20 protein-coding genes and 2 pseudogenes are annotated in these 21,076 nt (G+C 45.2%); 21 read left to right on the forward strand and 1 reads right to left on the reverse strand.

From position 1 onward, the window contains the following. Positions 1-2: 2 nt before the first annotated feature. The 18 genes and pseudogenes from ACJHX3_RS18655 (at position 3) to ACJHX3_RS18740 (ending at position 16,177) form a co-directional block, all read left to right on the forward strand. On the forward strand, positions 3-797 hold the full coding sequence (locus tag ACJHX3_RS18655) for a hypothetical protein (RefSeq protein ID WP_001404446.1): 795 nt from the start codon (positions 3-5) through the stop codon (positions 795-797). Then, the gene (locus ACJHX3_RS18660; RefSeq protein ID WP_000562104.1) at positions 794-1,342 is read left to right on the forward strand and encodes a 3'-5' exonuclease; all 549 of its coding nucleotides are present in this window, start codon (positions 794-796) and stop codon (positions 1,340-1,342) included. The genes ACJHX3_RS18655 and ACJHX3_RS18660 overlap by 4 nt, the downstream gene beginning before the upstream one ends. Before the next feature lie 158 nt (positions 1,343-1,500). Continuing rightward, positions 1,501-2,310, forward strand: a complete 810-nt coding sequence (locus ACJHX3_RS18665) for a hypothetical protein (RefSeq protein ID WP_042063035.1) — start codon at positions 1,501-1,503, stop codon at positions 2,308-2,310. A gap of 183 nt (positions 2,311-2,493) precedes the next feature. Beyond that, positions 2,494-3,000 (forward strand): annotated as a pseudogene (locus tag ACJHX3_RS18670) (DNA N-6-adenine-methyltransferase). Between the two features lie 186 nt (positions 3,001-3,186). Further along, positions 3,187-3,417: a hypothetical protein gene (locus ACJHX3_RS18675; RefSeq protein ID WP_052924303.1), complete on the forward strand. Its 231-nt coding sequence runs from the start codon at positions 3,187-3,189 to the stop codon at positions 3,415-3,417. 584 nt (positions 3,418-4,001) lie between these two features. Next, complete coding sequence (rnhA, locus tag ACJHX3_RS18680; protein ID WP_042063031.1) at positions 4,002-4,595, forward strand: ribonuclease HI; 594 nt, start codon at positions 4,002-4,004, stop codon at positions 4,593-4,595. 145 nt (positions 4,596-4,740) lie between these two features. Then, positions 4,741-5,235 (forward strand): BRCT domain-containing protein, encoded by a 495-nt coding sequence (locus ACJHX3_RS18685; RefSeq protein ID WP_059244852.1) that lies wholly within the window; start codon positions 4,741-4,743, stop codon positions 5,233-5,235. 9 nt (positions 5,236-5,244) lie between these two features. After that, positions 5,245-5,433 carry a hypothetical protein gene (locus tag ACJHX3_RS18690; protein WP_014962274.1) on the forward strand — a complete coding sequence of 63 codons (189 nt, stop codon included), beginning with the start codon at positions 5,245-5,247 and terminating at the stop codon, positions 5,431-5,433. A 93-nt stretch (positions 5,434-5,526) separates the two neighbouring features. After that, positions 5,527-5,952 carry a tellurite resistance TerB family protein gene (locus ACJHX3_RS18695; protein ID WP_025670506.1) on the forward strand — a complete coding sequence of 142 codons (426 nt, stop codon included), beginning with the start codon at positions 5,527-5,529 and terminating at the stop codon, positions 5,950-5,952. Continuing rightward, positions 5,952-6,110, forward strand: coding sequence for a DUF3927 family protein (locus tag ACJHX3_RS18700; RefSeq protein WP_014962273.1), 159 nt, complete (start codon positions 5,952-5,954; stop codon positions 6,108-6,110). Before ACJHX3_RS18695 ends, ACJHX3_RS18700 begins: the two co-directional genes overlap by 1 nt. A gap of 139 nt (positions 6,111-6,249) precedes the next feature. After that, entirely contained in the window at positions 6,250-6,819 is a 570-nt protein-coding gene (locus tag ACJHX3_RS18705; RefSeq protein ID WP_042063026.1) for a hypothetical protein, read from the forward strand. A 54-nt stretch (positions 6,820-6,873) separates the two neighbouring features. After that, positions 6,874-7,155, forward strand: coding sequence for a hypothetical protein (locus ACJHX3_RS18710; protein ID WP_001348723.1), 282 nt, complete (start codon positions 6,874-6,876; stop codon positions 7,153-7,155). 2 nt (positions 7,156-7,157) lie between these two features. Then, positions 7,158-7,772, forward strand: coding sequence for a hypothetical protein (locus tag ACJHX3_RS18715; RefSeq protein WP_094321982.1), 615 nt, complete (start codon positions 7,158-7,160; stop codon positions 7,770-7,772). Between the two features lie 103 nt (positions 7,773-7,875). Next, positions 7,876-9,562 (forward strand): annotated as a pseudogene (locus ACJHX3_RS18720) (DUF4942 domain-containing protein). A gap of 377 nt (positions 9,563-9,939) precedes the next feature. Continuing rightward, the gene (locus ACJHX3_RS18725; protein ID WP_042063021.1) at positions 9,940-10,239 is read left to right on the forward strand and encodes a PerC family transcriptional regulator; all 300 of its coding nucleotides are present in this window, start codon (positions 9,940-9,942) and stop codon (positions 10,237-10,239) included. 174 nt (positions 10,240-10,413) lie between these two features. Further along, complete coding sequence (locus tag ACJHX3_RS18730; RefSeq protein ID WP_042063019.1) at positions 10,414-10,902, forward strand: MarR family transcriptional regulator; 489 nt, start codon at positions 10,414-10,416, stop codon at positions 10,900-10,902. Positions 10,903-11,443: 541 nt separating this feature from the next. Beyond that, complete coding sequence (locus ACJHX3_RS18735) at positions 11,444-15,688, forward strand: inverse autotransporter beta domain-containing protein (RefSeq protein WP_094321981.1); 4,245 nt, start codon at positions 11,444-11,446, stop codon at positions 15,686-15,688. Between the two features lie 177 nt (positions 15,689-15,865). Then, the gene (locus ACJHX3_RS18740; RefSeq protein WP_042063724.1) at positions 15,866-16,177 is read left to right on the forward strand and encodes a DNA repair protein; all 312 of its coding nucleotides are present in this window, start codon (positions 15,866-15,868) and stop codon (positions 16,175-16,177) included. Between the two features lie 37 nt (positions 16,178-16,214). Here ACJHX3_RS18740 and apbC read toward each other — a convergent pair whose 3' ends face one another. After that, positions 16,215-17,315, reverse strand: coding sequence for an iron-sulfur cluster carrier protein ApbC (gene apbC / locus ACJHX3_RS18745; RefSeq protein ID WP_072019449.1), 1,101 nt, complete (start codon positions 17,313-17,315; stop codon positions 16,215-16,217). A 157-nt stretch (positions 17,316-17,472) separates the two neighbouring features. On the opposite strand from apbC, the gene metG reads away from it, so the two are divergent. The 3 genes from metG to ACJHX3_RS18760 all read left to right on the forward strand — a co-directional run bounded on the left by metG (position 17,473) and on the right by ACJHX3_RS18760 (position 20,601). After that, the gene (gene metG, locus ACJHX3_RS18750; protein ID WP_094322932.1) at positions 17,473-19,506 is read left to right on the forward strand and encodes a methionine--tRNA ligase; all 2,034 of its coding nucleotides are present in this window, start codon (positions 17,473-17,475) and stop codon (positions 19,504-19,506) included. Between the two features lie 159 nt (positions 19,507-19,665). Continuing rightward, a complete protein-coding gene (locus ACJHX3_RS18755) occupies positions 19,666-19,908 on the forward strand; it encodes a DUF1380 family protein (RefSeq protein WP_032252493.1) in 243 nt (80 codons plus the stop codon). Positions 19,909-20,202: 294 nt separating this feature from the next. After that, positions 20,203-20,601, forward strand: coding sequence for a hypothetical protein (locus tag ACJHX3_RS18760; protein ID WP_032252448.1), 399 nt, complete (start codon positions 20,203-20,205; stop codon positions 20,599-20,601). The last annotated feature ends 475 nt before the right edge of the window (positions 20,602-21,076 follow it).

The following is a 21,076-nucleotide window of genomic DNA, read 5'->3' on the forward strand; positions in this document are numbered from 1 at the left end:
TAATGGGACAACCGGTAGATATAACAGGTAAACGTTTTGGAAAGTTGGTTGCACTTAAATATTCCGGTATTTCAAACAAACAAGGGCGACTTTGGGATTGCATCTGCGATTGCGGCAACACCTGTCTGGTTAGTTACGGGAAGCTAAATCACGGGGCGACAATATCGTGTGGCTGTGTCTACAACGCACATCGCCGTAGCGTAAAGCCTCATGGTATGAGTAAAACGCCAATTTATCGTATATGGCTGGGTATGCGGGAACGATGTGAAAAACCAACCCATCACGCCTATAAGTGGTATGGCGGCCGAGGTATCAAAGTCTGCGAGCGGTGGCAAATATTTGAAAACTTTTATGCTGACATGGGAGAGCGACCAGAGGGGATGTCTCTTGATCGCAAAGATGTGAATGGTGACTACGAACCTGAAAATTGCAGATGGGCGACTTTTGAAGAACAGGCCAATAACACGCGTTCAAACTTAATTTTGGAGCATAAGGGGGAAAAGCTGACTCTCTCACAATGGGCTAAAAGAGCCGGGATTCAGACATCAACTCTTCACTATCGAATCAAGAAAGGGTGGCCATTAGATCGCGCGCTTAACGCCAGCGTCGACACGTATGCCAACCGAGATAGTAAGCGTCTGATCGAGTGTCGCGGCAGAACTCAGCGAATTACCGAATGGGCTAGAGAGGTTGGCTTGACTGCGACCATTATCTCGCAGCGAATTTTGAGGGGGTGGGATGTTGAAGCTGCCATCTTCACACCGTCCAAACGACCAGTAAAAGGAGATAAAAAGTGATTGCTACAGGGGTGGACATCGAATCAACAGGTCTTGATTTCCTCTCAGGCCATAAAATCATTGAAATCGCAATGGTGAAGTACGAAATTGAGACACAGACAATGGTTGATAGTTTTGTAATGCGGTTCAACCCGCGTCGCAGTATCGATCCGAAAGCGCAAGCGGTACACGGCATCAGTCTTGAAGATTTAGCCGCCGAGCCGTTACTAGCCGATCACGCTTCATCTGTCGCTTCGTATCTCTCTTCTTCCGATATTTGGATAGCCCACAACGGCGAAGCGTTCGATATTCCGTTTATTAGGCATGAGCTGAAAAGTTACGGTTTTTCGCTTCCAGACATCCCATTGATTGACACTCTATTTTCCCTGTGGGCCACAGAAGACGGTAAACGTCCCCGCCTTGAAGAGTTGGCCTTCTCTCTTGGCTTTATATACGATCATGCCAAAGCACATAGTGCCTTATATGACACAAACTTAATGATGCAATGCTTCTTTAAGGCACGTAATAAGTACGGATTTTTTAAATTACCCTCTGAAATTGTGTAAAACAAAAGCCTACTTTAAAAAGTTTAAAGTAGGCTTTCTTTTAAAGAACAGTCGCCTTTCAATCATTTCCTGCCTGTATTTAATACTTTTCCGCCTGATAGGTTTAGTCAAAATGTAGCCATCGAAACGCAAATGTAACCAAACAGAAGGAGACTTACATGAGTTCGGTTGAAAATGTAATGACAAATGATGATCTGGACGAACTGACAGCTATGTTGCAATCACTTGATGAACCGGTAAAAAAAGCTGCACAGGTCGAAAATACTGATGATATTGACGATCTGCTTCTAGGCCTCGATGCTGGCGTAGCCATGAGTTCTGATGATGTTGCCGAAGAACTGTTCAATGAAGAAAAAGCAGGTGATTTCAGCTCAGCTTTAAATGAGTTGGAGTTAGCGCATGAGCCTATAAACGTAATTAACGCTGAAAGTGGTGAAGCTGCCGAAAACGAACCAGAACAGTTGGGGATCATCGAGGTTGAAGGGTGTGTTGAGATTAATGATGAATTAAAAGTTCAACAGTCAAATGATAGCAACACAAATAAAAAAGCGCGTACTGCAAGAGGTCCTCGTTTTACTCTAAGTGATAAAGATGATGCGTTTTTCAATAAAGCGGGTTTAGATAAAGATATTTTTTTAGATGCTTATGAGAACGCGCCTGTCAAAGCAAAGGATAAGATATTAAACCTTCTTAATTGGTTTAGCGGAGGTCCAGATATTAGTGTTTACACGGTAATTTCCATGAGACACCTTCTCACAGAAAAGAAGGCTACAAGTAATAGTATTAAGATTGCTTTAATGAGCAATCCAGAAAAACCGTATCCGCTTAACACTGCGTCAACTCAGGCTGGGCAAATGATGGCTGTATTTCCAGCGACAGGAATTGCCGTTAGAGACGGTGGAAATCTAACATTGAACGAAGAATCACCGATCGTTAAGAAGTTTGTCGCGGAGTACACTATTGGATGACGTTCCCCTACTGAAAATAAAGCCCATAGAGAGCTTTATAGTGCTGGGTAAGCCAATTACATACCCAGCACCACAAAAACGCGCCAGAGAGCTTCTCGTTTGCATTTCTGGCGCGTTTTATTTGATTGCCAGACATAAAATCAAATGCAAAAATAGGTATTTACTTACCTATCGAGAGAGAAGATGATTGCAGCCGAAAAAATCAAACAGCGAAAGCGCGACAACTCTCTTCGTGACCTCTGGAGAACACCTGACTGGCTGTTTTCTGCCATTCAACGTTATCTTGGAGTGACATTTGATGTTGACGTTGCCTGCAACAAGGACAATGCAAAGCTGCCTAATTTCATAGGCGTTGAGCGTGATGCTTTGAAATCTGAATGGGGACAGCCAGGTACAATTGCCTTCCTCAATCCCTAGATACAAAGTGGTATGAGCGTGCAACAGAGTGTGCGAATGAGACGATTATTCTGTCTGGTGGCCGCGTAGCGTTTGTCGAGCCTGACGTCAATCTGGGTCAGGTAGAAGTAAACATCAACCCCGGTGGCAGTATGCTCGTTGTTTTTCGAGGATTCTGTCAGGACGCTGGGCACTCTATAAGCAAGATCCCTTTGGACGTCATGAAAAGTCTGGGAGGGTATGATCCTGCGAATGTGGTCAGAAAAAAAAAGACCATCAAAGAAGGCTGCTTAGTTTGTTCTGGCGTCTGTAATTAGCCTGCTTCTGTATATATAAATAACTACATATTAATTATTAATATACGGAAACAGGCTGTTTTGTATCAGAGACTCCAGACCTGAACATCACTACAGAATCCACTAGAACCCCTTCCCAGACGCTTTAAAATCGATTTTATGAACCACTTTAAGGAAAACTAACATGCCATACCCGACCAATGTTGTTGCGCTCGTAGAGAGCGATTTTCTGGCTAAGGCTCGTGAAATGATGAAAGACCGCGAGCAGGCTTTCAACTTGTACGAATGGGCAATTAAGTGCTTGCATCTTGGGGAGCATCGCGAACTTGTTGAACAGCTTTTAGGTGAGTTGATCAACGAGGTGTTTGCCTTGAATGTTCAACTACATGGTCGAGAAAATAATCAATCGAAATGATAGATAAGTACAAACTATTCATAAAATGAATTGTAAGTGCTAAGATCTGATAGTTTCCAGTCGTAGACTGGAGACTCGACCTGATGGGTGGGGGTAAGCGTCACTGGCGTCAGGTTTAAAAAAGCTCACTACCAGCGTAGAACCGGTGCCGTTTAGGTGTCGGGGAAGGGGGAACCAAAGTGAGCGGAGACAAGGGTCACTTTATGATTGTCGAGTCTGGGGTGTTTCGAGAGGTTGAATCCAGTACTCCCCTTCATAAAGTGTGGGAAGATCTCGGTTCTGGGGTGCTGTCATCCATAACTTCCCAAGTCTAAGCTGGCAGTAGACTTAGGCCATAACTTTTCAGGTTATGAAACGACCAGGTTGGTGAGGGATTTTTATACTCACCTCCCTGGGAGAGTATTACCTGAAAAGACAACCTCTCACTTCGTTCGAGGTGAACTTCACTCACTTCGTTCGTTCAGTTCAGGTTTATAAAAACCTGTTCTGGGAAGTAATTTGTTTATTTTAATAATTATTAACACGCACGCGTGTGCGCACGCGCGAGGAAAAAAATCGGCGCGGCGCTTGATTCAGGAGTTTATATGACGACGAAGACACCAGCCCGATCGCAAGAAAAAACTCGCAAAAAAGCCAAAAACAAAAATTCTCCCCGCACCAATCCCACAACGCCTGTCGTAGAGTTCAATCCCCAGCTTAAAACCGTGAAAATCTTCAGTGATGGCTCTTGCCTTAAAAATCCGGGTGGCCCAGGCGGTTACGGTATCGTTCTCCAGTATCGTGGAGAGGAACGCGAGTTCTCAGATGGTTTTCATAGCACCACCAATAACCGCATGGAGATGATGGGGGCACTTATCGGGCTGGAGCGTTTGAAATATCCATGCAACGTTATTTTGCACTCTGATAGCCAGTATCTGAAAAACGGCATGACACAGTGGATGAAATGGTGGAAACGTAATGGATGGATGACTTCTGATAAAAAACCAGTAAAGAATGTTGATCTGTGGAAGCGTCTGGATGAGGCTGCCAGTCGACATAATGTTCGCTGGAAGTGGGTTAAAGGCCACGCCGGGCATCGTGAAAATGAAATCTGTGATCGACTGGCGAAGATCGCAGCTTTTTCCGCAGCAGATACGCCTCACAAGAAAGATATTGGTTTTGTTTACAATAATCAGTAAGTAAGTGTTTACCTATTATGTTAAATCATGTATCTTATCGGCGTCAGGATGACAATGTGTCGGTAAGACACAGTTCCAGGATGGAACGAGAAAGGCGGCTGGCAATCGCCAGCCGCAACTCTTTCTGACACTGGATGGAGTCCACATGGCACGTCAATTTTTTTTAACTCCTGCAACTAAACGCCCTCGTTCTTTACGTCAAATTTTGGCCGAATTATTTAGCGGTCGCCTTCTGTCACGTCTTGATGAATTGGAAACTACCGTTCTGGTGCTGAAGGCACGTTTAGATAAGCAAGCGTCAGTTGTTGCGAACGTGGGGGCGATTGTAACCTCCAGTTCTTCATGTGAAGCGAAAAATGCACGGCCTTTAGTGAAGGAGAAAAACAACAAGGACCGTTCGGATGGAAAATTTTCAAAGAAAGAGGCTGAAACCAATGGCCTACGTTCTCATTATAGTTTCACTGGCGACGGTAGCCGTTCCAGCCGGTCAGAGCCTTTTGATGCCGGATTCATCCATCACCACACCTTCGTCGACGACAATTACCACCACTCCAGTGGAGCGTCCTGTCACTCTGGATGGGATGGCGGTGGATGCGATACCTCAAGTTCATCCAGTTACTCAGGATCATGCTGTGACTAAGGCGGTTGTATGAACTGGTTTTCAAATCACTTTGGAAAAATTTGGCTGGCAATTCTGGCCCTCATGGCCGCCGGTTGGGTATCGAACATTATAAAACTTGTTTGCTCTGGCGATCTCCAGTTTCAGGCTGGCATGACCTTGGCTCGTGTAGTTGGGATTTTTATTTTTCCAGTCGGTTCGGTACTTGGTTATTTCTGACGGTTGTTAGTGCATATGCATTGACCATCTTTGCGCAAGCAATATATGAAACTAGAAAACAACTTGTTTTGACAAATAATAAAAGGAAAACACATGTTAGGTTTCTTCAAAAAGAAAACTCGTAAAGCTGTTATTGAAGTCAAAAAAATGGAGAACCGTGATGCGGTTGAGGCCACCGTGTGGGGCGCGTACATGATCTCCTATGCCGACGGCACATGTGACGCAAAAGAAATTGCCATTCTTGAGAAAACAATTGCAGCTCTGCCTGCGTTTTCTCCGTTTGCTGGTGAAATTGCCCAAATGAGCGCCAATATCCGTGCTCGTTACGAAGCGTCCCCTCGTTCCGCTAATGCACAGGCTATGCGTGAGCTGGCTGATATTGCGGGCACTCCAGAGGCGGTCGATGTTCTGTGTCTGTGCCTTGATATTGCCGACCAGGACGGCATTGGTGAACAAGAAGAGCAGGCGCTGAAAAAGATCGCCCAGGCGCTTCAGTTGTCACTGGATGCTTATCTCTAATGCTTGAGAGATTCCGGCTTGTGACCGTCATTGCTCTTCTGGTGATGGCGGTGTTGGTTGATTTCACGGGAAAGATGATGTCTGTCATTTCTGATGGCGTCCTCATTGGTTTGGCGATCTACTTCGCCTATCCGCTAGTCCGTAAAGCAACGTGTTAATGACAAGGGCCAAATGGCCCTTGTGTTTCGTTGACCAAAATAGAGAGTTTGCACCTTTACGTTTAGCTTGCTCCCCTTATATGCCACATCACAATAAAGCACATAAGAAAACAACTTGTTTAAGCATTAAGGAAAACACATGTGCGAGAAATGCAAAGCAATAGCTGATGAACAAAACGCCCTATTCGAAGAAATGGATGCTAATGAACTTGTCAAAATGTTAGGCATTGTTCGGGGAACAGAAGACGTTTCCATATTTGAGAGACTGTTTACAGTACTTAATTTTAATTCCACCTTTGAAGAACCAACTCAGGTTGTAGCTTTAGCACATCATTTCGGCGTTCATTACCTTGCTGAAAAAGAGAGAGCTGATAAGTTGCAAGCGACTTTGGATATGGTGAGCGAGACTCAAGGAACTCATGACGGTAACAAAAGTGAGACGATTATTGCCAGCAAAGATCGTGAAATTGCCGGACTTAAGTTTTCTCTAACAATGTTGATGTCTGCATTCAATCTGATGTCTTCTAAGGCGGGTTATAAAATGCCGTCACTAAACAGTGACGATCCAATGGCCGTTCGTCAGCTTTTGGGAGCAATGGCCGACCAGCTCGACGACACAAAGAGTCGCCTTGAAGACATGATGCGTGAGTTAAGCCATCGACATAACCTCGCAACACAGCCACACAAAGCCTTTCAAAGCTCTAATTGATCTGATATGGCCGCATGATCGGCCATATTATGTTGATAAAAACAAGGATGAAAAATGGCATACGGTACAGGGATTTACAACAATAAAGGAATTAACGTTACTGGCTTCCTTACACCTATTTTTTTTCTTGATCGGTTTACGGCATCATCAGGCTCTAAGACGTACTCTAATCCGCCACCGGGTAAATCACTACATGCCGTGTGGTCATTAATGCCTCTTAACAACGACAACTACATCAATTTACCTGTTCCAAATGTTACTATTAATGGAAATACGGTTAGTTGGTCAAATTTATATACGGGGCTTGGTTCTTACATATACACATACTGGGGATAATTATGTTCGGGATGTCAATTACTCAATCAGATGGAAGTTTGTGGATGAGTCCTGAATTTACTCCGCAAAATCTGATTAATAAAGGGACAATGTCTGCATCTAAAGGTTCTGTTTTTAAAACATCAATCCCATCAAACAAATCATGCTTTTTCTTCATAAAAAGCAGTAATAAGGCGAACATGATGTTTATTCATGAACATAGTAACGGATACAATGCTCTCAGATTGCATCAGGTAAATGGTAGCCCCGGAACAATAACAGTTTATGCTTTTTCTGATATGGTGTTACCACATTCTGGCTATGGCATTGCCATGTATAACAGCGCAGGCGCAATGGTGTATCACGGTGAGATGATGCCCCTTGATGCGAAACTTATCACTATTTCTGACCCTCAATTTACAATAGATATGGGGTATCCGTGTGCGGTAATGCCTGCTATGGTTGGGGTTTATAACTTTAGACGAACCGATTACGACAGACCTGTCTATATAACTATGACCGGTGCAACTGGAAACCAAGTATATAACGGTCAATGGTATTCCGGTAACGTCACATGGGATATTAAGAAGATTTATACAAACAAAATCCTGGTTATAAATACCTCAAAGTATGATTAGCAAATACCTTTATTTAAAGGATTGCCTGTTAATTTCTATTTAGTACCTTTTCATTTTTGAAATAATTGCACTATTAAACAAATCTTTTCTTAATGGTGCAATTATGAATACAGCCCTTTCCATCATCGACGATGCCAGCTCAAACACGGCTATCGACTATCGTCAGGAAATGAATGTCATCCACGAAATCGTGGCCGAGTGCGAGAAAGAGATCGACTTCATGTATCAGGTACACGACTTCGTTTATGGCGACGAACGCCACAACATGATTAATCGCCTGCTGAGACTAAACCATCGACCAGATGAAGATCGCTCGCGTTTAAATCGAGGTTGGTTGGATAAAGTCGATCTGGAATGGGTGAAACAGAATATTTGGGCCGAGTACTGGAGGAAGGTCACGGATATGACTAACGTTTTGCTGATCATGCCAGCTTCCCGTCGCGACGAGTGGCGTGAGCAATTTATCGAGGGCAAGCAGGAAGTCATCAAAACTGACAGAACCGGCTATCAGATGAAGGTTAAAGAGTTCGTTGGTGTACCGGAGTTCAAAGCAGAAACGGTCATACCAACGATGCTTAATTTGCTGAATGACAGGCACAAATATCTCTCCGAGCGCGTGTATGGCTTGTTTAAGGCGCTGAGTCCTGCGCACAAGACAAATAAGACGAACGGTTTCAGCGAGCGTCTGATAATCGCTGACTGCATTTCTGATTTCTGGCGGGACAGCGTTAGTGTGAACTATCGCAAAGAGGACTATATCGACGATCTGCGTGTTTTGCTTCATTTCTTCGCGCACAAAGAATTTATTACCATCAACCGCACTGCTGAGGTGCTATCAGCTGCGTATCGGGCAAACGACTGCCAGACCGGTGACTGGATGAACGTCGATGGAAATCTGATGCGCGTGAAGATGTTCAAGAACGGCAACGTTCACTTTGAAATACATCCTGACGTGGCCTGGAAGTTGAATGAGGTGCTGGCTTACAGTATGCCTGCAGCAATCCCCGCGCCATGCCGCAGAGCGCCAAAAAACACGGGCACCAAAGCAGTTCGGGCTAATCCAGAAGACGATCTCCGTCCCGGTTCGCACTGCGCTTCGTGACGGGCGATTGAGCAAAGACAAAGGAGTATGGTACTTCTCTGATTCAGCTCTCCAGAAGTCGCAGGTGGAAGAGCTTGAGCGCACACTGAGCTTCATTGGCGGCGTGCAGGAGAAAAAGCACTGGCAGTTCCCGTATGACATCGGCCATACGCTAAATACGATTGTGGCTACCGGTTTAATACCGGATACAAAATCACACCAGTTCTACCCTACCCCACGCTTGATTGCTGAGTACGTTGCAAGAGCCACTGAATTGAAGCCTGGTGAGAAGCTGTTGGAGCCTCAAGCCGGACGTGGGGATCTTCTGGCCTATATTAACGCCGATCTGGAAGATGTTACCTGCATAGAAATCGCACCTCTCTTTGCTGATATCCTGCGTGGAAAAGGGTATACGAACACGATTTGCTGCGACTTCATAAAGTGGTCTGAGGACAACGCAGGTTATCAGTTCGACAAAATCGTTATGAACCCGCCGTACTCGCTTGGTCGTCATAGAGAGCACACGCTGGCTGCGCTGGGGCATCTGAAAGTCGGCGGGCGTCTTGTAGCAGTATTGCCGGGCACTGCGCCAATACTGGACTGGATGACGATGGATAATTACGTTTATGCCAGAGGGAAGTCGTTTACCAACGAGTTTGAAGACACAGGGATCACAGTCAGCGTATACGTTTTCAAACGCGTTAAATGATAGGTAAACACTTACTTGGTTTGTGTAAGAATGTAGTAACTAAACGATAAGAGAAAAACACATGAACAACCTCCAGTTAGAGCATTTTAACGTCAAAGGCCATTCCGCTTTTCCTTAGTTCATTCGTGATGGCATTGGGTGTTAAGAAATGTATTGACCATAGTGTTAAGGCTATAAAATAAATTTATTTTCCTAATCATTTCATAAAAAATATAGGAAGTCTACATTTTGCAAAACAGCCACATGTAAATTTAGTTTATAACTAAAAGATAAAAATATTAGTGAATATTTTCTTGCATTAGTATTAATTACATGAGTTAGTGTTAAACTCAATTTTTAGGTAGTTAATCTGTAGCATACGTTTGTTTGGAGGGGAAATGGTTAGAGACAAGAAGGCCGAAGATCTTGAGCAAAGAGGACTATGGCGCAGGGCTGCTGTTCGCTGGCAGGAAGTACTGATGGATTATCGACAGGAAGGACAGGTAGACCAACGAATATATGTTAGAGAACAAATACGCCGCTGCATGAAGCAGGCGGTGCCAAAAAACATTGCAGCCAAAGATGTTAGCACATCAAAAGAGTTACGTAAAGCTACGATACGAATAGAAAAAGAAATGGGAATACACCGAGACAGAAAGAAAGCGCATGGAGAACTATATGTTTATAGGAAAAAATAAAATTTATAAACGAAAGGTTTTACTGCTATGTGTTTTGCATTATCTGTAGAAAATTCAGGTGGCGCAAGGAATCTTGAACTGCTATACTTTATTTTACCAGTTTCATTGGGACATAGATATCACACACAGGCTACATGGTTTTTATGAGATGATTATTCAATACCGGATACAACAATGAAAAACGTGCTTTTTCTAGAAAAAATACTTGATTATCAAAAAAATAAAGAGACAGATTATCCTGTTCAGGAGCATTTGCTAATGCAATTATGTATCCGGATTAGCAATAAAATGCAGGACGTCATATCAGATGCGCTAGAGAAGCATAAAATAAACAATACCATGTTTATGGCATTATCATTATTATATTTTACTGATGGTCATTGTTTATCCCCATCTGAAATTAGTAACCTGTTGCAGGTTTCTAAAACAAATATAACGCGAATTACAGATATCTTAGAAAAGCAAAACCTTATCAAACGTGTTGATAATGAACTCGATCGCCGAGGTAAAAATTTATGTTTAACATCAGATGGAGTTTTATTTATACAAAGAATGATACGTGTGCAAAATATAATCATGAAGAAAGTTTGGGAGGGATTATCTGACGATGAACTAAAAATGTTCGAGATGATAAATAAAAAAGCACTGAATAATTTTGATTAGAAATCATGAGTATCGTTAAATGAACATTTAAAAACACTTGCAAACTATAATGCATTTATATAAATAACTACCAACTTCTAAGTTATATAAGTAGAAGGTTGTTATTAATTGATGTGGTATGTGATATAGTGTTCATTATCTCAAAGTTATTTTTTGGATATAGAGCTGACTTTATTTCTTAAAAGGCCTTATTCACGACTTAGGTCATTTATTTCTAATTTATGGATCATGTAATAATAAAAATGTTTTACTTCCCATGTTGTTAGAATAATCATCCTCTCATGTACTGAAATAGCTCCTCCTGTTATTTGGGATACATTATCAAGTAACATTGATTTTAAGTTGTTGCAACATTTTGGTTATAGGTGCCTAACAATCATTAAATCTCAGTTAATTCATGTGTTGTTGCACTTTTTCGTTTGTGATAGCATTCGCGGCCCTGTTGGGGGCATAGACACTCCAATCTAAATATTTCTGGAAGCAAATGCTTTTACTCGCAGTTGCAAATGTTCGTTAACTCGTTCATTAAGAAATTATGTCAATGTTACGTTTAAATAAAACCTATAAACAACAACGTTTCCGCTATTCCGCCTTGGCTAGATGTGTGGCATGGGCAAACATCTCTGTTCAGGTTCTTTTCCCATTAGCTGTCACTTTTACACCGTCAATGACAGCTCAAGCGCATAATGCGGCTTTGCCACGTCTAAGTACGGAAAATACTGCGGTTGCTACTGACAATAATACAGAAAAAAATATCGCGTCGGTTGCCGCGAATGCCGGTAAATTTTTAAGCAGTCAGCCGGATAGCGATACGACTCGCAACTTTGTTACCGGAATGGCTACGGCTAAGGCCACCCAGGAAATCCAGGAGTGGCTCGGGAAATATGGCACCGCGCGCGTCAAACTGAATGCCGATAAAGATTTCTCGCTGAAGGATTCTTCGCTGGAAATGCTTTATCCGATATATGACACGCCGACAAATATGCTGTTCACTCAGGGGGCAATACATCGCACTGACGATCGCACTCAGTCAAATATTGGTTTTGGCTGGCGTCATTTTTCAGGTAATGACTGGATGGCGGGGGTGAATACCTTTATTGACCATGATTTATCTCGTAGTCATACCCGCATTGGTATTGGTACGGAATACTGGCGTGATTATCTTAAGCTGAGCGCCAATGGTTATATCCGGGCTTCTGGCTGGAAAAAATCACCGGATGTTGAGGATTATCAGGAACGCCCGGCGAATGGCTGGGATATTCGTGCTGAGGGTTATTTACCTGCCTGGCCGCAGCTTGGCGCAAGCCTGATGTATGAACAGTATTATGGCGATGAAGTTGGGCTGTTTGGTAAAGATAAACGCCAGAAAGATCCACATGCGATTACCGCTGAAGTGAATTACACGCCAGTGCCTCTTCTGACACTGAGTGCAGAGCACAAACAGGGCAAGAGCGGTCAGAATGACACTCGCTTTGGCCTGGAAGTTAACTACCGGATTGGCGAGCCTCTGGAGAAACAACTCGATACAGACAGCATTCGCGAGCGTCGGGTACTGGCAGGCAGCCGATATGATCTGGTTGAACGTAATAACAATATAGTTCTTGAGTATCGCAAAGCTGAGGTGATCCGTATTGCCTTGCCAGACCGTATTGAAGGTAAGGGCGGGCAGACGGTGTCTCTTGGCCTCGTGGTCAGCAAAGCAACTCACGGCCTGAAAAATGTGCAATGGGAAGCACCGTCTTTGCTGGCCGCAGGCGGTAAAATTACCGGTCAGGGTAACCAGTGGCAAGTAACGCTCCCGGCTTATCGTGCAGGCAAAGACAATTATTACGCGATCTCTGCGGTTGCATACGATAACAAAGGCAATGCCTCGAAACGTGTGCAGACTGCGGTGGTCATTACCGGAGCAGGTATGAGCGCCGATCGTACTACGTTAACGCTTGATGGCCAGAGCCGTATCCAAATGCTTGCTAACGGGAGTGCGCAAAAGCCGCTGGTTCTGTCTCTGCGAGACGCCGAGGGACAGCCAATCACGGGAATGAAAGATCAGATCAAAACTGAACTGACGTTTAAACCTGCCGGAAACATCGTAACGCGGGCCTTTAAGTCCGCTAAATCACAGGCACAGCCAACACTGGGTGAGATCACCGAAACAGAAGCCGGAGTGTACAAGTCTGTCTTCACCACCGGTACGCAATCAGGTGAAGCAACCATTACTGTGAGCGTTGATGGCATGAGCAAAACCGTCACGGCTGAACTGCGTACCACTATGATGGATGTGACAAAATCGACTCTGAGTGTGAATGAGACGTCAGGTGATGTGATTGCCGATGGTCAGAAATCTTACACGTTGACGCTTACTGCGGTGGATACCGATGGCAACCCGGTGGAGGGAGAAGCCAGCCGTTTGCGCTTTGTTCCACAGGACAACAGCGGTGTTACCATTGGCAGCATTTCGGAGATAAAGCCGGGGGTCTATAGCGCCACGGTTTCTTCGACCCGTGCCGGAAACATTGTTGTGCGTGCCTTTAGTGATCAGTATCAGTTGGGCACATTGCAACAAACGCTGAAGTTTGTTGCCGGGCCGCTTGATGCAGCACATTCGTCCATCACTCTGAATCCTGATAAACCGGTGGTTGGTGGTACGCTTACGGCAATCTGGTCAGCAAAAGATGCTTATAACAACCCAGTAACAGGCATCACCCCAGAAGCGCCGTCATTATCAGGTGCAGCCGCTGCGGGTTCTTCAGTCTCAGGCTGGACGGATAATGGTGATGGAACATGGACCGCGCAGATTTCTCTGGGTACTACGGTGGGCGAATTAGTTGTTATGCCGAAACTCAATGGACAGGATGCGGCGGCTAATGCAGCTAAAGTTATCGTTGTGGCTGACGCTTTATCTTCAGGTCAGTCGAAGGTTTCTGTTGCTTCAGATAAAGTGAAAGCAGGAGACAGCACGATAGTGACGCTGGTAGCAAAAGATGCACATGGTAATGCAATCAGCGGTCTTTCTCTATCGGCAACTCTGACGGGGGCCGCAGCTGAAGGGGCGAACATTTCAAATTGGGCTGAGGAAAACGGCGGCACCTATATTGCTACGCTTACCGCTGGTGTAAAAACGGGTGAGATTAGCATTATGCCGCTTATAAATGGTCAGCCCGCCGCCTCAGAAGCAGCGATTTTGACCGTTATCGCCCGGGATATATCATTAACTAATTCCACGCTTGTTGCGGATAATGGAACGCCAATAGTCAAAACAACGACCAAACTGACATATACGGCGAAGGATGCGAAGGGTAATCCTATTAGTGGCCTGAAACCTGAGACACCAGAATTTAGTGGTGTAGCCAATGCTGGAACAGAAAAACCTTCGGTAGGCGAATGGAAAGAGCAGAGCGATGGCACCTATGTTACTACATTAACTTTAGGTTCTGCTGCGGGGCAGTTAGTCATCTGGCCAAGGGTAGACGGCAGAGATGCTGCTTCAAAACCTTTACTGCTGGAGGTTGTGGGTAATACCACCGAAGCAAATATCAACGACATTTCAGTCGAGGTGGATAACCAACTGGCGAATGGACAGTCAGCTAACAAGGTAACACTGACCGTTGTGGACTCCTATGGCAACCCGTTACAGGGGCAAAATGTTACGCTGACTTTGCCTGAAGGTGTAACCAGCAAGACGGGCAATACTGTAACAACCAATGCGGCGGGTAAAGCTGATATAGAGCTGATGTCAACTGTTGCCGGAGAGCGCAATATTACGTTTTCTGTAAATGGCAATCAGAAGTCAGTGACAGTGAAATTCAATGCGGATGCAGGGACCGGACATGCAAGTCTACAGGTTGATACCAACAATCCTAAAGCGGCAAATGGAGCAGATGCCTTTACGTTGACGGCGATTGTTAAGGATCAAAACGGCAACTTGGTTCCTGGAACATTGGTTACCTTTAATTTACCCAGAGGGGTTAAACCGATTACTGGTGATAATGTCTGGATTAAAACCAATGATCGTGGGGAAGCTGAACTGCAGGTGGTTTCCGTGATTGCCGGAACGTACGAAATCACAGCTACAGCAAGAGATAATCAGCCTTCGACGACGCAGAGTATCGAGTTTGTGGCTGATAAAGCTACAGCAACCATTGCCGACATTGCGGTAGCAAATAACTATGCTTTAGCAGACGGGAAGGCTAAACAAACCTACAGAATCAAGGTTGTTGACGCCAATAACAACCTCCTGAGAGGGAGTGAGGTAACCTTGAGTGCAAGTCCAGAGGGGTTAAACCTGTCTCCGAATGGGGAGGTAACAACCGATGAGCAGGGGATTGCTGTTTTCACTGCTACCACAACGAAAGCCAATACATATGTATTAACAGCAACAGTTAATCGGACCAACAGTCAGGTATCGACGAAAACTGCCGAAGCTAAATTCGTTGCAGATGAAAAAAATGCGGTTCTTACAGTATCTCCTGATGTAACTGAACTGGTGGCTGATGGGAACACAACTGCAACGATCAACCTTACTTTAATGGAAGGAGACAATACCGTTGGTGGGACTGTTTGGGTTGACGTTGAGGCGCCGGAAGGGGTGAGTGATGATATGTACAAAATTCTTCCTGCTAAAATAACCCATTTCATTAGTGGCAAAAGTTCTCGTACATTCAGTACCACTGTTGAGGGGGTTTATAAACTGAAATTCACTGCCCTTACATATGGAGGGTACGAAACTGAGTCAAAAACAGTGACTATTCATGCCAAAAAGGCTGATGTAGAGAAAGGAACAAAGTAGTTAAATAAATTAGTAACGGCCACCTCCTCTGGAGGTGGTCAATCATGTGTACTACATTTCTCATTAACGAATTCGATCTCCCTATCTTGGATTTCGGAAAGAAGGTCTTTTTTTACCCGCCAGACATTGCGCTGTTGCATACATTGAGCTTGTTCTGTATGCATAAGGTAAAATGCTATGGGCTTCCCTTCTTCTGTGGCGGATAGCCATCATCGTGAGGGAATATTGCTGGGTGCATTGCTGGTGGTCGATTCCTCACTCACTCCTGTTGATGGATCTCTTCTTGTATGTGCTCGGGATGAGGAATATCGCGTAAAAAGATACCGGAAGTATCCACGTCAGCATCTGGAGGATTTAAGAACCGGTAAGAAGGAAGCATTGCCAAAGGATGACGATGGATGCACGGGCAGCAATGCCGTGTTTGGTGTGATCACTCACATTATCAACGACGTAAGAAGTGGCGAGTTTGATGATTGTCCCGTGATGTAGGAGAACTGATTAGGCGGTGCATTGCACCGCCTTTTTATCACACTGCGCGGAATGCGATTTCGCCAGGTATTACTTCACCTTGCCAATACATTTGGGCAGCAACGCGATCTGCGAGGTCACGATAAATAGCCGTAAATTCGCTATCTGGACGACTAATAACGGTTGGTGTTCCGTTATCCAGATCTTCACGAAGAGAGATATGAAGTGGCATTTGGCCTAACAACTGCGTGTTGTATTTCTCGGCCAGTTTCTGTGCGCCACCGGTGCCAAAAATTGGTTCGTGATGACCGCAGTTACTGCAAATATGCACACTCATGTTTTCGACGATACCCAGTACCGGCACTTCGACTTTTTCGAACATCACAATGCCTTTCTTCGCATCGATCAGCGCGATGTCTTGCGGCGTAGTTACCACAACCGCACCAGTTACAGGAATGTTCTGCGCCAGCGTCAATTGAATATCACCAGTGCCCGGTGGCATATCGAGAACGAGATAGTCCAGATCAGGCCACAGTGTTTCCTGCAACATCTGCATCAGCGCCTTGCTGGCCATCGGTCCACGCCACACCATTGCATTGTCGTCGGTGACCAGATAACCAATAGAGTTGGTTGCCAGGCCATGAGACATGATAGGTGACATGTGAGTACCGTCCGGTGAGGTTGGACGTTGGTTTTCCGCGCCCAGCATGGTTGGAATTGATGGACCATAGATATCGGCATCCAAAATACCAACTTTCGCACCTTCAGCAGCCAAAGCCAGTGCCAGGTTTACCGCTGTGGAGGATTTACCCACGCCGCCCTTGCCTGAGCTGACGGCGATAATGTTCTTAACGCCATTAATGCCTGGTTGGTTTTTGACGCGCTTAAGCGTGGCAATATTGTACGACAGCTTCCAGTCGATAGCCTTTGCGCCAGTGATACGGAGCAGATCACCACTACATTGCTCTTTCAGGTCTTCAAAAGGCTTATTCCACACGAAAGGCATGATTAGTTCGACATGCAGTGTGTCATCCATCAACGCAACATGGTGTAACGCTTTAAGCGTAGTCAGGTTGTGTTTCAGGGTTGGGTGCTGAAAATTAGCCAACGTACCGGCTACCATTGCTCTTAGGGCATCCGGCGATTTGGACTCGCTCATCCCGTCTCCTTTATTTTAATTTGCGCAATTGTCGCCTTGTAGTGTACTCCAGCTACGACATTTAATCATTTATGAGAAATGCTGTTATCACATGGCAGACATAAGGCCATTTTGTTACTATCAAGCCCCTTTTCACTACAAAGAAGTAATGCCTACTATGACCCAAGTCGCGAAGAAAATTCTGGTGACGTGCGCGCTGCCGTACGCTAACGGCTCAATCCACCTCGGCCATATGCTGGAGCACATCCAGGCTGATGTCTGGGTTCGTTACCAGCGAATGCGCGGCCACGAGGTTAATTTCATCTGTGCCGACGATGCCCACGGTACGCCAATCATGCTGAAAGCACAGCAGCTTGGTATCACACCGGAGCAGATGATTGGCGAAATGAGTCAGGAACACCAGACTGATTTCGCAGGCTTTAACATCAGCTATGACAACTATCACTCGACGCACAGCGAAGAGAACCGCCAGTTGTCAGAACTTATCTATACTCGCCTGAAAGAGAACGGTTTTATTAAAAACCGCACTATCTCTCAGTTGTACGACCCGGAAAAAGGCATGTTCCTGCCGGATCGTTTTGTGAAAGGCACCTGCCCGAAATGTAAAGCGCCAGATCAATACGGCGATAACTGTGAAGTCTGCGGCGCAACATATAGCCCGACTGAATTGATCGAGCCGAAATCGGTGGTTTCTGGCGCTACCCCGGTAATGCGTGATTCCGAACACTTCTTCTTTGATCTGCCCTCTTTCAGCGAAATGTTGCAGGCATGGACCCGCAGCGGCGCGTTGCAGGAGCAGGTGGCGAACAAAATGCAGGAATGGTTTGAATCCGGCCTGCAACAGTGGGATATCTCCCGCGATGCGCCTTACTTCGGTTTTGAAATTCCGAACGCGCCGGGCAAATATTTCTACGTCTGGCTGGACGCGCCGATTGGCTACATGGGTTCCTTCAAGAATCTGTGCGACAAACGCGGCGACACTACCAGCTTCGACGAATACTGGAAGAAAGACTCCACCGCCGAGCTGTACCACTTCATCGGTAAAGATATCGTTTACTTCCACAGCCTGTTCTGGCCTGCCATGCTGGAAGGCAGCAACTTCCGCAAGCCGACCAACCTGTTTGTTCATGGCTATGTGACGGTGAACGGTGCGAAGATGTCCAAGTCTCGCGGCACCTTTATTAAAGCCAGCACCTGGCTGAATCATTTTGACGCTGACAGCCTGCGTTACTACTACACTGCGAAACTCTCTTCGCGCATTGATGATATCGATCTCAACCTGGAGGATTTCGTTCAGCGCGTGAATGCCGATATCGTGAACAAAGTGGTGAATCTGGCGTCCCGTAACGCGGGCTTTATCAATAAGCGTTTTGACGGTGTGCTGGCAGGCGAACTGGCTGACCCGCAACTGTACAAAACCTTTACTGATGCCGCTGAAGTGATTGGTGAAGCATGGGAAAGCCGCGAATTTGGTAAAGCGATTCGTGAAATCATGGCATTGGCTGACCTGGCTAACCGCTATGTCGATGAACAGGCTCCGTGGGTGGTGGCGAAGCAGGAAGGCCGCGATGCCGATCTGCAAGCGATTTGCTCTATGGGCATTAACCTGTTCCGCGTGCTGATGACGTACCTGAAACCGGTACTGCCGAAACTGACTGAACGTGCGGAAGCATTCCTCAATACGGAACTGACCTGGGATGGTATCCAGCAACCGCTGCTGGGCCATAAAGTGAATCCGTTCAAGGCACTGTATAACCGCATCGATATGAAGCAGGTTGAAGCACTGGTGGAAGCATCCAAAGAAGAAGTGAAAGCCACAGCCGTACCGGTAACTGGCCCACTGGCTGACGACCCGATTCAGGAAACTATCACCTTTGACGACTTCGCCAAAGTTGACCTGCGCGTGGCGCTGATTGAAAATGCAGAGTTTGTAGAAGGTTCTGACAAACTGCTGCGTCTGACACTGGATCTCGGTGGTGAAAAGCGTAATGTCTTCTCAGGCATCCGTTCTGCTTATCCAGACCCACAGGCACTGATTGGTCGTCACACCATTATGGTGGCTAACCTGGCTCCGCGTAAAATGCGCTTTGGCATCTCCGAAGGCATGGTGATGGCTGCCGGTCCTGGCGGGAAAGATATTTTCCTGCTAAGCCCGGATGCCGGTGCTAAACCAGGCCACCAAGTTAAGTAACTAAACAACCATTCTTCACAATGCCCGGCAACACGCTGGGCATTTTCATATAGACACAATCCCTCCTAATTTACACAAGCCCTAAAACAATTTGTTTTCTACCTTTTGTTGATTGAGATAATAAGCCACATAAGAAAACAAATTATTTAGGAGATGAAGATGTTTGGAACAGCAAAAGAAATCATCGAGAAACTGAAAAACTATCCAGAAGACGAACCCTTACTCATGGTTATGTGGCACAAAGAAGATATTGCTGAAGTAAGGACAGATCTCACTGATGAACAATGCGTACAGGTGATGCAAAAAATCAGACAATGCCATAACGCTGATGTCGGCGTTAATTGGGAGGTTATATCAACTACGGCGAATGAGTTGTTTCCGAACGGGGTGGTAAAATGCTGAAACTCACCAAATTGTATAAGACGACAGTTAGTAGCCCTACCCTCGTTACACAGCATGACTCTGAGTGTCTACCAAATATCTGTTTCGAGCACCATACGATCTCGGACTCAATTGGGTACAGAAACGGAGTATGGGGGAGTCAGGGGAGGGAAGAAAAGCTGCGTGATTACGGTGTCACATAGCAAACCATCAAGAACATTCGAAAGGTGCTCGATGTAGGATTTGATGCGGTACAATTCCACCCTGACGCTGAAATAGAAGATGGTCTGGAAAATTGGAAATTGTGAGGGATAAATGAAATATGCACCATTGGCACTAATATTTTTTGTGCTTTCTGCTAATGCCACGCCAGTTGAAGAGCCTAACACTATCGTGTACCCACGATGCATGAAAATAGATCCGGAAACACACAAGCAATTACCTGGTTACAATATTGTTATGGATATAGGGAATAAATTTAAAATCGTTTCCCCAAATGGGAATTCGGTGATATCCATCTCGCTTGCCCAAAGTGAAAAAGATAGGAACATGTTCGACGCCTCAGTCGGCGATGTTTACTTCTCTCGTTACCATGTTCAACCTGATGGGAACTTTCTATACTCAGCCTGGAGTGAAAAGGCGAAAGTTACAGTGCTGTGTAATGGTAAAAGCGGTGAGCGGCATTACGTTGACCCTATTCATTTCGAGAACTGACTACACAAGTAAACAAATCAATCAGTTGATAATGGCGGTCACAATTTGATTCTTTTCTATAAGAATCCGTTGATCGCCACTACTCCCCTTCCATACCCGCAATCATATCCTTAAATATCAATAAGTTATGGTTGTTTATACAATCAAGAAAACAACTGAATAACAGATCAACGAAACATCAACGCTTTCACCCGATTTGGTCTAAAAAATTGACGTTTTCACACATCACTGCTTATACCCGTAATTCTACGCAGCAGACAGCGCCACAGCGTCCAATTTTCACCGCAGACGACCAAACACACTACCAACAAAAACACACGCTCAAAATCGCTCCCGTTGCGTTACACAACCATATAAACAACTTATTTTCAGGTATAACAAAACAACTAAATAACACATATGCCATTACCAAAAACAACCAACCTCTTTATGGCAGGCTACCGAAAAGACCCACCTCTTCTTCCCAGGCTACCGG

The sequence above is a fragment of the Escherichia sp. WS1265 genome (assembly GCF_046487585.1).
In the GTDB taxonomy this organism is placed as follows: Bacteria; Pseudomonadota; Gammaproteobacteria; order Enterobacterales; family Enterobacteriaceae; genus Escherichia; species Escherichia coli.

Coding starts and splice junctions, on each gene's coding strand:
- ACJHX3_RS18690 (WP_014962274.1), top strand. CDS start 5,245: ATGAACTGGTTTTCAAATCACTTTGGAAAAATTTGGCTGGCAATTCTG.
- ACJHX3_RS18705 (WP_042063026.1), top strand. CDS start 6,250: ATGTGCGAGAAATGCAAAGCAATAGCTGATGAACAAAACGCCCTATTC.
- ACJHX3_RS18665 (WP_042063035.1), top strand. CDS start 1,501: ATGAGTTCGGTTGAAAATGTAATGACAAATGATGATCTGGACGAACTG.
- ACJHX3_RS18725 (WP_042063021.1), top strand. CDS start 9,940: ATGGTTAGAGACAAGAAGGCCGAAGATCTTGAGCAAAGAGGACTATGG.
- rnhA (WP_042063031.1), top strand. CDS start 4,002: ATGACGACGAAGACACCAGCCCGATCGCAAGAAAAAACTCGCAAAAAA.
- ACJHX3_RS18685 (WP_059244852.1), top strand. CDS start 4,741: ATGGCACGTCAATTTTTTTTAACTCCTGCAACTAAACGCCCTCGTTCT.
- ACJHX3_RS18715 (WP_094321982.1), top strand. CDS start 7,158: ATGTTCGGGATGTCAATTACTCAATCAGATGGAAGTTTGTGGATGAGT.
- ACJHX3_RS18760 (WP_032252448.1), top strand. CDS start 20,203: ATGAAATATGCACCATTGGCACTAATATTTTTTGTGCTTTCTGCTAAT.
- ACJHX3_RS18700 (WP_014962273.1), top strand. CDS start 5,952: ATGCTTGAGAGATTCCGGCTTGTGACCGTCATTGCTCTTCTGGTGATG.
- ACJHX3_RS18675 (WP_052924303.1), top strand. CDS start 3,187: ATGCCATACCCGACCAATGTTGTTGCGCTCGTAGAGAGCGATTTTCTG.
- apbC (WP_072019449.1), bottom strand. CDS start 17,315: ATGAGCGAGTCCAAATCGCCGGATGCCCTAAGAGCAATGGTAGCCGGT.
- ACJHX3_RS18655 (WP_001404446.1), top strand. CDS start 3: ATGGGACAACCGGTAGATATAACAGGTAAACGTTTTGGAAAGTTGGTT.
- ACJHX3_RS18695 (WP_025670506.1), top strand. CDS start 5,527: ATGTTAGGTTTCTTCAAAAAGAAAACTCGTAAAGCTGTTATTGAAGTC.
- ACJHX3_RS18755 (WP_032252493.1), top strand. CDS start 19,666: ATGTTTGGAACAGCAAAAGAAATCATCGAGAAACTGAAAAACTATCCA.
- metG (WP_094322932.1), top strand. CDS start 17,473: ATGACCCAAGTCGCGAAGAAAATTCTGGTGACGTGCGCGCTGCCGTAC.
- ACJHX3_RS18730 (WP_042063019.1), top strand. CDS start 10,414: ATGAAAAACGTGCTTTTTCTAGAAAAAATACTTGATTATCAAAAAAAT.
- ACJHX3_RS18740 (WP_042063724.1), top strand. CDS start 15,866: ATGGGCTTCCCTTCTTCTGTGGCGGATAGCCATCATCGTGAGGGAATA.
- ACJHX3_RS18710 (WP_001348723.1), top strand. CDS start 6,874: ATGGCATACGGTACAGGGATTTACAACAATAAAGGAATTAACGTTACT.
- ACJHX3_RS18735 (WP_094321981.1), top strand. CDS start 11,444: ATGTTACGTTTAAATAAAACCTATAAACAACAACGTTTCCGCTATTCC.